Raw genomic sequence first — 8,381 nt, 5'->3', positions numbered from 1 at the left:
GCCAGAAGCAGAAACGCCACCGGCGAGGGTGGCGTTAAGTGCTTGATACTACAGGTATTTGGTGGTGGGTCGTGCGGGGGTCGAACCCACGACAAACGGATTAAAAGTCCGCTGCTCTACCAACTGAGCTAACGACCCGACCGAAGCCATAGATTATGGCCTATTCCAAAAGGCTTGTCAAAGCCTCTTGGAAGTCACCGTCAAGCTTACCAGGCGGTAATGACCGCGCCCTTGTATTTCGTCTGGATGAATTCCTTCACGGCAGCACTGTGGTACGCCGTCACGAGTTTGGCGAACACGGGCTTGTCCTTGTCGGCGGCACGCACCACCAGCACGTTGGCGTACGGTGATTCGGGCGACTCGCGCACAATGGCGTCCTTCACGGGATCCAAACCGGCTTCGATCGCAAAGTTGGTGTTCACAGCCGATGCATCGGTGTCATCCAGCGAGCGCGGCAATTGTGCGGCGTCCAGTTCGATGAAACGGATCTTCTTGGGGTTGTCCTGCACGTCGATCGGGGTGGCTTTCAGGCCCACGCCATCACGCAATTTGATCAAGCCCTTGTCTTGCAGCAGCAGCAAGGCACGGCCGCCGTTGGTGGGGTCGTTGGGGATGGCGATGCGGGCGCCCTCTTTCAGCTCGTCCAGGCCCTTGATCTTCTTGCTGTAGATGCCGATCGGGAAGATCACGGTTTTGGCGATGCTCTCGAGCTTGTAGCCGCGGTCCGCGTTGGCGTTGTCCAGATAGGGTTGGTGCTGGTAGCTGTTGGCGTCCAGGTCCCCGCCGGCCAGGGCCGCGTTGGGCTGCACGTAGTCGCTGAACTCGATGATCTGCAGCGCGAGACCTTGCTTGGCGGCCTCTTGCTTGACCACTTCGAAGATCTGCGCGTGCGGGCCGGCCGTCACGCCGATCTTCAGCGGCTTGTCTTGCGCGACCGCGGTCTGCGCGATCAGGCTGGCGCCAAGCGCCAGGGCGGTCAACGATTTGATGAACAGCGATGTCATGGAACAGTTTCCTTGGAAAAAATCTTCTTAACGATGGGCCAGGCGGCGCACGAGCCAGTCGCCGGCACTCTGAATGATTTGCACGAGCAACACGAGCACGACCACTACTGCCAGCATCACTTCGGGCAGGAAGCGCTGGTAGCCGTAGCGGATGCCGAGGTCGCCCAGGCCGCCGCCACCGATGGCGCCGGCCATGGCCGAGTAGCCGATGAGGCTGACGAGTGTGACGATGGTTGCCGCGACTAGCCCGGGAAGCGATTCGGGCAGGATGACCTTGCAGATGATCTGGAACGGCGACGCCCCCATGGCACGCGCGGCGGTGATCAGCCCGGGGTCGACCTCGCGCATGGCGTTCTCTGCGATGCGCGCCATGAACGGAATGGCAGCCACCGCCAGCGGTACGATGGCCGCAGTGGTCCCGATGGAGGTCTGCGCCACCCAGCGCGTAAACGGAATGATGGCAACCATCAGGATGACGAACGGCACCGAGCGGGTGGCGTTGACGATCACGCCGAGGATGCGGTTGACCGTCAATGATTCGAGCAGCGCGCCGCGGCGCGTCACCACGAGCACCACGCCCATGGGAATACCGATGATGACGGCAATCGCGCCGGACACGCCCACCATCAATAGCGTCTCAAAAAACGAGAGCTTGAGAAGTTCAATGATCTGCGGATTCATCGCTGATGTCTTTTACGGTGATATTGCGGGATTGCAGCGCAGCGCCGGCACGATCGAGTTCGGCGGCAGCGCCTTGCGCCAGCACGAACAGCGTGCCCACGGCGGCGCCTTGAATGTCTTCGATACGCGCTTGTACGAGGCTGGCCTGCACATCGAAATCGCGGCCGAGCTGCACCAGCAGCGCCTGCGAGTCGCTATCGCCCACGAGCGACAAGCGCCACAGCCGTGCGGCCACACCGGGCTGCTTGGCGACGATGTCGCTCATCCGCTTCGTCAACGCCTGGCGGGTGAGCGCGGTAAGCGCGGTACTGGTGGCTGCCGAGACCATGCCGCGCGCCACATCGCTTTTGGGCGACGAGAACACATCGAGCGTGGAACCCGTTTCAGCCACTTCGCCGTGCGACAGCACGGCCACGCGGTCGCAGATCTCGCGCACCACTTCCATCTGGTGCGTGATCATGACGATGGTGATGCCGGTTTTGCGATTGATGTCTCGCAGGAGCGACAGAATCGTATGCGTGGTTTCGGGGTCGAGCGCCGAAGTGGCCTCGTCGCTCAACAGCACATCGGGGTCGTTGGCCAGTGCGCGGGCGATGCCCACGCGCTGCTTTTGTCCACCGCTGATCTGGCTGGGATACCGGTCGTGCAGGTGATCGAGGCCCACGAGCTTGAGCAGCGCATTGACGCGCGTGGGGATGTCTGCGCGCGGCACGCCGGCCACTTCCAGCGGCAACGCCACATTGCCGTACACCGTGCGGCGCGTGAGCAAGTTGAAGTGCTGAAAGATCATGCCGATACGGCGGCGCTGCTGGCGCAGGCGCGCTTCGGGCAGGCCGGTGAGCGCTTCACCGCCCACGTCGATCGTGCCGCGATCCGGCCGCTCGAGCAGGTTCATGCACTGAACGAGGGTGCTCTTGCCGGCACCACTGGGACCGATGATGCCGAAGATTTCACCCTTTTCGACGCGCAGGTTGATGCCCTTGAGCGCTTCAAAGCGCCCATGCGGCGTGTCATAGGTTTTGTAGAGGTCGGTAATGTGAATCATGGCGGCGCTATTCTGTCGGCTTTTTCATCCAAACAGAACGACTGTTTTCTCAGTTTTCAATAACTTTTAGTTATATAGACCACGGGACGCGATTGATGACCCAGAAAGCGTGGGGGCAAACGATGGGCACACGGCTGCTGCAAGGACGTGCCTTGCGGCAGCGGATCGCAAAGCGCCGCCGGTCTGCACCAGCGGCGAGTAAGTACGCGAGGGAAGTGAATGCGCACGCCGCGAGCCACTGGCCCGGGCGTGCCGACGAAATCAACGCGCGCGCGAGATGCGCACTTCGGCGCCGCGGCGTTTGACCTCGAGACCTTCGGACGGCAGGATGCGCAGCCCTTCAAGTCCCTTGATGTAGCTCGATCCCTGCATTTGCATGACACGGATCTTGTTGCGCATGACCACCGGGTTGTGCACGGGCATACCGAACATCCACACTTCGTCCAGGATGCGGGCGGAGTTGAAGTCGCCGGTGTGCTGCGTGGCGGGTCCCAGGCACAACATGTGGCCTTCGCGGCCGAACACCGGGTATTGGCCCAGCGTGCAGTCGATCGTCCATTCGGCACCGCCTTCGTAGCGATGGCCCGTATTGAGATCCCACCAGGCGTCGCCCTTCGGCAGATATACCCGAACCTGGCTGCCCGGCTGCGTGATCGGGGCGACCAGCAATGCCGGTCCCAGCAGATACTGCATATCCCAGCCGTGCGCCTGCTCATCGTGCGGGAACGACATGGCCATCGAGCGCTGCACCGGCAACCCGGAACGCGCCGCGTCTTCGATGGCGCCCAACACGTAAGGAATCAAGCGATAGCGCCACTGCATCCACGTCTTGGCATGCTCGGCCACCTCATCGCCAAAGTCCCAGGGCAACAGACCCGGCGTGCCTTGGAAACAGAGATTGCCGGAGAACACGCCGCACGTGAGCCAACGCAGGTAAAGCTCAGGCGTCATCTTGTCCAGCGCAGCGCCGGCGCAACCGATTGCATGGATCTGCACCGGTACGGCACTGGCGCCGATCGACAAGGCCGTACGCAACGTATGCGTGAGGCCATCCCAATCGTTGGTGACTTGCGGGCCCACTTGCCACGGCAACCGCTGGGCGGCCGGAAACAGGTCGGTGCCCGGCGCAATGCCCTCCGGCGGCACCTTGTGCCCCGCCACCGCGTCATACAGACCGCGGCGGGCAAGCAACGGATACTGCGTGCGCAAGGCTGCGCCCGTTTCGCCCGAACGCGCCGTGACGCCTTCGGGAATATCGATCTGCGCGTCGCAGGCGGGCGCATCCAGACCGTCGTCGACCAGTTGCCGGTGACGCTCGACCCACAGGTTGTAGACATCCCGATAGGTCAGGTCGAGCAAGCCATAGGGCTTGCCTTGCGTGGCCGGAATGCCGTCGAACACCTGCGCCGAACCGTCGTCGCGCGACAAGAGCCAACCGCGGTCTTCGAGTTCTTCGAACAACGGGCTGGTGTGCATAACGCCAGGAAAGCCGGCGGCGCACACATGCACATGGTGCTTGTGAAACAGCGCCAGCATTTGCTTGGCATCGGGAAAGCGCGCGGCATCCCAATCGAATACGGCCTTGTCGGCCTGGAATGCCCAGGCCGCCGGCATCGCCAGCGACACGGCGTCCAGCGGGAACGACTCGGCCCGCATGCGCTCGACCAATGCCACCGTATCGGTGGGCATCTGGCCCGGCGCCTGCTGCAACCAGGCACCCATGGCCCACAGCGAGGGCTGGCCTGAGCGGCCAGTCAATGCGGTGTACTGGTTGAGGATTTCGCCCGGCTCGCCGACGAAGAAAAACACGTCGAGCGCAGTATCGTCGATGGTGACCAGATAGGAAGACGGCTCGTCATCCACCCCCACCGCGTGTTCGACGCGGCGAATGGTGTTGACGTACACGCCCCACCCTTTCGGGCTCCAGGCCAACGGCAACGCGCGGTGCGCGGGATCGTCGGACACGACGAACTCTTGCCGGCGATTGAGATCGCCCGGAGTTTCGCCCAACCCGTAAACCGCCTCGCCGTCCTGCAGGGCGAACGTGGCCGTCCAGGTCGCGGCATCCTCATCGTCCAGCGCGCTGTGCCCAAAATCAGGCGACATCGGCGTGGAGTGCGATGTGAATACCAGTTGCTCGGCCCGGTAAAGGGCAATCCTCACCGGACTGGTGTGAATTTCAAGCGCCGTATCGCCTTGGGTAAGACGCCAGCCGTGTGCGTTATCCAGAGGCACCAGCGTTGCTTCGCCGACGGCCTCCTGGCGGGCCAACAGCATGTCCGTGACAGCGCGCTGCCTGCTGGTGGGCTTTTCGTCTGACAGGCGAGACGCCTCACCGCAACGCAGCCGGTAAACACCGGGCGCATGCGCCTCGATGGCCAGCCGCAACCCTTCGCCCGCGTCGAAATCGACGCGAGTGGAACGGGAAGTCAGCAACTCGGCCGAATCGAGTTGTATCGTATGATCAAAATCGTACTTGGGCGGCACAGAGGATCCCCTGGCTTAAGCCAAAACCATCAAAAAACGCTATTTTGACGGATTTAGGCTTTGAAATAAACTCAACCGGCCCTTTTTATTATGTAGACGGGTTGGACGGCACCTGTTAGACGCCCCTCTAGTGTGCCCTAACGTGGCGCAATAGCGTGCTGTAGCCCGGTTTCGAGAGGGCTTGGCTCGCCGAAAAGCGCAGCTGAAATAAGATCGCCCGCCAACGCCGACCAGCTCAATCCGCGCGATGCGTAGCCGGTGGCCATCCATAATCCGGGCCGATCCGGCACCGCACCGATGGCCGGCAACCGGCCGGGCAACACGGCGCGCCATCCCGCCCACCCCGCAAGATCATCCGGTCCCGCATGCGCTGACGACCCATTGGCCGCGCCGGCAGACAAACCGAAGAGCGTGCCGGGTGCTGGCCCATCGGCAGCATCGATCTCGGCCGCCATGGAAGCCGCCGAGCGATCGCCGTATACGCCGCCGTCATTCAGCCCCTTCTCTGCCAGCAACCCGCGCGCTTTCTCCAGATTGACTGCGCGTCCCGCCGGCGTCACGACCGACATGGCCGCACCGTGCGCGTAGGTACTGCCCGCGACGCAATAGCCACCCGTCTCGGGCAGCAGGTAGCCTTGTCCACCCACGATGCGGCGCGGCCCGCCGCCCAATGTTTGCGCCGGTACGAAGCTCACCTCGCCCGCCAACGCGTGCATCTTGGGCAAGCTGGGGCAGGAGGTGCCCGCAAAGGGCGCGAGCAGTCGCGGCGCGTCGGCGGCGTTGGCAACGACGACGACGGGTGCACATGCCACGATCGCATCGTGTGCATCGTGCGCGCACCATTGCCCGGCCGCATTCTGCGATAAACGGCGCACATCCGCGCACATCGTCTTGATGGCCGGCATGTCCAGGAGCCCGACAATGAGCGCATGCGGGTCGATGCGCATGCCGCTGGAAAAGAAAACGCCGCCACGCGCCAGACTCAGGCCCGCCAATGCCGATGCTTGCGCCACATCGACGGCGCGCACCCAGTCGGTGGGAAAGCCCAGCCGATGCACCGTATCGGCCATGACGGCGACCTGGGCATCGTCGCGCGCCAGTTGCAAGGTGCCGCAGCGCACGGGCGCGGCCGCGCCCGGCAAGGTGAGCCAGCGCGCCTGGGCGCGGTGACTGCCCGCCCGCGAAAGCCGTGCACGCACGTCGTCGTCGCGGGAGATCAACGGGGTGAGCGCGGCGGCACGGTGACCCGCATGCACCCCTCGGCCCACGCCGGCCGGCGCGGCGTCGAGCACGGTCACTGCAGCGCCGCGCAGCGCAAGCGCCTGCGCGATGCCGGCACCCGCGATACCGCCGCCCACCACCAGGACGTGATCGGGTGCGGCCGGCGCAATGCGCCGACCAGTGCCCCCATATGTGCCAAGCGTCATCATGCGTCCGCCGCCGGCACCGCCCACGATCTCGGCATCGAAGTGCGCCGCCAGCAACGCGTTGACGACGGCCCGCTCCGTCACCCACGAGGCCAGTCGCGCGCCGGGTGCGGCCAGGCGGGCAAGGTGGGTCATGACATCGGCGGTCCACATCTCGGGATTGCGCGTGGGCGAAAACCCGTCGAGAAAGAACGCATCGACTGTCGCATCGGACTGCGGCAAGGTGTGGCGCACGTCGCCGAACGCGAGCGTCAGCGTGACGGATCCCCCTTCGAATTCGAGCCGGTGCACCCCGGGCAGGCGCGCCGGCCATTGCGCGAGCATGGCGTGAACGCTGCCCATCATGCCCTGCGGCACGAGCGCTGTGAGTGCCCGGCGCATGTCGTCCACATCCAGCGGATAGCCTTCGAAGGCCACCACATGCAGCGCGCGCGGCCGTTGAGGATCGCGGCGCCAGGCGTCCCACAACGTCAGGAAATTGATTCCCACGCCAAAGCCGAGGTCGGCCACCGTGAAGCGTGACGTGCCGCGCCATCGCTCAGGCGTGTGCGTGCCCGCCAGAAAAATGCGCGTCGCGCGCACGAGGGCACCCGTGCGAGCGTGGTACGTTTCATTGAAACGCGCGCTGTGCAAGGTGCCGCCGTGATCGAGGGCGGCAAGCGGATCGGGCAAAGCGTGGGGAGGAGACGAAGGCAAGGGACCCGACATGAAAAAGACAACTGGCGATTCTAGAATGAGGACGTCAGGGGTACCATCGGAGAATCTCCGCCAATACGGCCCCGCTCGATAGTGCAATGCTTTACGCCGATTCGATTAAAACCCAAGTTGAGACGCTCCACGATTCATGACTGACTCCACGCATACTGTTCCTCTCGATCTCGGCGGCGCACTCGATGTTGCCGTCACTGCGGCGCATGCCGGTGCCGCCATTCTGCAGGCCTACGCCAGTCACCGCGCCGATCTCGTCATCGACCACAAGGCGCGCAACGATCTGGTCTCGCAGGCCGACCGCGAATCGGAAGCGGCCGTGATCGAGATTCTGCGCGAACGCACCCCCGCTTTCGGCATCGTGGCCGAAGAAACCGGTGGCCGTCCCGAAGGACAAGCCACCTGGTATATCGACCCGCTCGATGGCACCACAAATTTCCTGCACGGCATTCCGCACTACGCGGTGTCGATCGCGCTCGTGGCCCACGCGGGCACCGTGATCTCAGGCACCGAAACGTTGACCGAAGATACGCCCGTGGTCGCCGTGGTGTATGACCCCAGCCGCGAAGAATTGTTCAATTCCGTCTACGGCGTCGGCGCGTGGCTGAATGGCCATCGCATTGCCTGCTCGCGCACGCCCACACTGGCCGAGTCGGTGGTGGCCACGGGCTTCCCGTTTCGCGACTTCTCGTTTTCGGATCAGTACATGCCGATGCTGCATGACGCGATCAATACCACACGCGGCGTGCGGCGCGCAGGCGCGGCCTCGTTGGACCTGGCGTGGACGGCATGCGGACGTTACGACGCATATTGGGAAATGGCTCTGGCCTCATGGGACGTGGCGGCCGGCACGCTGCTCGTGCGCGAAGCCGGTGGCGTGGCCCGCGATATGTATGGACGCGACCCCTGGCCGATCGGCGGCTACGTGATCGCCGGCAACCGCGACACGACGGCGGAATTGCAAGCCATGATCGACCCACATCTGAAGCGTCCTGCGTAGGCGGCAACTTAAAATTTGAAGCGGTCTGG

General features: G+C 63.9%; 6 protein-coding genes and 1 tRNA gene. 1 reads left to right on the top strand and 6 read right to left on the bottom strand.

Features of this window, described 5'->3' with window-relative positions; genetic code table 11:
- Window positions 1-62: 62 nt before the first annotated feature.
- The 6 genes from EYW45_RS15135 to mnmD all read right to left on the bottom strand — a co-directional run bounded on the left by EYW45_RS15135 (window position 63) and on the right by mnmD (window position 7,352).
- Window positions 63-138: transfer RNA gene (locus EYW45_RS15135), tRNA-Lys, on the bottom strand.
- A gap of 68 nt (window positions 139-206) precedes the next feature.
- Window positions 207-1,004: a MetQ/NlpA family ABC transporter substrate-binding protein gene (locus EYW45_RS15130; protein WP_161136203.1), complete on the bottom strand. Its 798-nt coding sequence runs from the start codon at window positions 1,002-1,004 to the stop codon at window positions 207-209.
- 27 nt (window positions 1,005-1,031) lie between these two features.
- Window positions 1,032-1,685 carry a methionine ABC transporter permease gene (locus EYW45_RS15125; RefSeq protein ID WP_161136202.1) on the bottom strand — a complete coding sequence of 218 codons (654 nt, stop codon included), beginning with the start codon at window positions 1,683-1,685 and terminating at the stop codon, window positions 1,032-1,034.
- Window positions 1,666-2,730 (bottom strand): methionine ABC transporter ATP-binding protein, encoded by a 1,065-nt coding sequence (locus EYW45_RS15120; RefSeq protein ID WP_161136201.1) that lies wholly within the window; start codon window positions 2,728-2,730, stop codon window positions 1,666-1,668. Before EYW45_RS15120 ends, EYW45_RS15125 begins: the two co-directional genes overlap by 20 nt.
- A gap of 261 nt (window positions 2,731-2,991) precedes the next feature.
- Window positions 2,992-5,217, bottom strand: coding sequence for a glycoside hydrolase family 31 protein (locus EYW45_RS15115; protein ID WP_161136200.1), 2,226 nt, complete (start codon window positions 5,215-5,217; stop codon window positions 2,992-2,994).
- A 137-nt stretch (window positions 5,218-5,354) separates the two neighbouring features.
- Window positions 5,355-7,352 carry a tRNA (5-methylaminomethyl-2-thiouridine)(34)-methyltransferase MnmD gene (gene mnmD, locus EYW45_RS15110; protein WP_161136199.1) on the bottom strand — a complete coding sequence of 666 codons (1,998 nt, stop codon included), beginning with the start codon at window positions 7,350-7,352 and terminating at the stop codon, window positions 5,355-5,357.
- Window positions 7,353-7,488: 136 nt separating this feature from the next.
- Between mnmD and EYW45_RS15105 the strand changes: the two genes are divergently transcribed.
- On the top strand, window positions 7,489-8,352 hold the full coding sequence (locus tag EYW45_RS15105; protein WP_161136198.1) for an inositol monophosphatase family protein: 864 nt from the start codon (window positions 7,489-7,491) through the stop codon (window positions 8,350-8,352).
- The last annotated feature ends 29 nt before the right edge of the window (window positions 8,353-8,381 follow it).

The organism is Schauerella aestuarii, from assembly GCF_009866805.1.
Classification (GTDB): Bacteria; Pseudomonadota; Gammaproteobacteria; order Burkholderiales; family Burkholderiaceae_B; genus Schauerella; species Schauerella aestuarii.
This window is presented reverse-complemented; position numbering and strand designations above follow the sequence as displayed.

What these genes read in the sequence shown, in the direction of transcription:
- mnmD (WP_161136199.1), bottom strand. Translation starts at nt 7,352, where the DNA reads ATGTCGGGTCCCTTGCCTTCGTCTCCTCCCCACGCTTTGCCCGATCCG.
- EYW45_RS15105 (WP_161136198.1), top strand. Translation starts at nt 7,489, where the DNA reads ATGACTGACTCCACGCATACTGTTCCTCTCGATCTCGGCGGCGCACTC.
- EYW45_RS15130 (WP_161136203.1), bottom strand. Translation starts at nt 1,004, where the DNA reads ATGACATCGCTGTTCATCAAATCGTTGACCGCCCTGGCGCTTGGCGCC.
- EYW45_RS15125 (WP_161136202.1), bottom strand. Translation starts at nt 1,685, where the DNA reads ATGAATCCGCAGATCATTGAACTTCTCAAGCTCTCGTTTTTTGAGACG.
- EYW45_RS15120 (WP_161136201.1), bottom strand. Translation starts at nt 2,730, where the DNA reads ATGATTCACATTACCGACCTCTACAAAACCTATGACACGCCGCATGGG.